Below are 1,336 nucleotides of genomic sequence, written 5' to 3' on the forward strand. Positions count from 1 at the left end.
ATCAGGCCGCAGAGGCTCAGGTCGCAGGGAATCAGCGCGCCTTGCGTGCACGATAGACCTTGAACTGGCGCGTTTCCGCGAGCACTTCAAACTCGCCGAAGGCCGCCTGCAGCAGACCGGGATACGGCAGGAAGGCATTGGCGACCAGCGTCAGGGTGCCGCCGGGCATCAGGTGATCCGGTGCCTGGCTGATCAGGCGCGCCGCCGGTCCGTAATCGATATCGCGCTCATGATGGAACGGCGGATTGGCCACGATGGCCTCGAACCGCTCCCCCTCGAACGCCGCGAAGACATCACTCAGGCGTACGTCCGCCTCAAGCCCGTTGAGCGCCAGACTGCGACGGGTCGCCTCCACCGCGAAGGCACTGACGTCGCCTGCCATCACGCGCGCACCGTGACGCGCCAGCCAGCAGCTGATGATGCCATCACCCGCCCCGATATCCAGCGCACGCTTGTAGCCACGGGTCGGCAGGTTCTCCAGCAGCAGCGCGGTACCCGGGTCCAGCTTGGCATTGCCATACAGTCCCGGATGGCTGGTCAGTCGCATCTCCAGCGCCTCGAATTCGCCCCAGCCTTCTGTCCATTGTCCAGCCACTGCCAGTGGCGATTCACTGCTGGCGGCCTGTTCGGCCGTCAACTCACGCGTGGCGGATGACCACAGCTGGCAACGGCGCGCGGTATCGTCCTTGCGCGCCGTCATCCCCAGCGCCTTGAGGATGCGCTCAGCGCGCTTGATGCCACCGTTGACCTCGCCCACCACCTTGATCGGCGTACCGGCCGGCAACACCTGGCATAGCGCCACCAGCCACCACTCGCCCAGCGCGTGCGCCTTGGGCCAGAACACGATGGCGCCCGCGGCTTGCGCGATGGTGTCATCAGCTCGCGCATCGGCGAAGAACACCGCATGGCTGACCCGGTGCCCTGCTTCCCGCGCGGCATTCACGATACCGGTGTCATGCCCCCAGACACGCCGCTGGCGGTCCGATGACAGCCACCAGTCATCACGCGGCGCAGCGACCCACAGCCAATCACGAAAATCACTGTCCTGACGCTCTAGTAGCTGACAGGCGGGGGTTTGAGCAGACATGAAGACTCCAACAGGGTAAGAAGATACGGACAACGGCGAGGGCGCCGGATATCGAAACAATGCGGTTGTGCGGGTACCGCCTCAGGCCGGGCGCACCAGCTCATAGTGCAGATAGCGGCCCAGATAGACGAAGGGGGTCGTGCGCCAGTGCTGACACTCGAGCGCCAGCAATTTCTGCATGTCAGCCTCGCTCAGCGGGTCGCGTGAGCGCAGATAGTCGTGGAAGACGCGCAGCCCGGTCAGCTCACG

The 1,336-nt window shown here is 65.1% G+C and carries 1 protein-coding gene; it reads right to left on the reverse strand.

Annotation, left to right across the window (positions count from 1 at the left end):
* Positions 1-31: 31 nt before the first annotated feature.
* Positions 32-1,087, reverse strand: a complete 1,056-nt coding sequence (locus tag AC4FAH_RS13465) for a methyltransferase (protein WP_153635339.1) — start codon at positions 1,085-1,087, stop codon at positions 32-34.
* Between the last annotated feature and the right edge of the window lie 249 nt (positions 1,088-1,336).

The sequence above is a fragment of the Cobetia sp. genome (genome assembly GCF_983723665.1).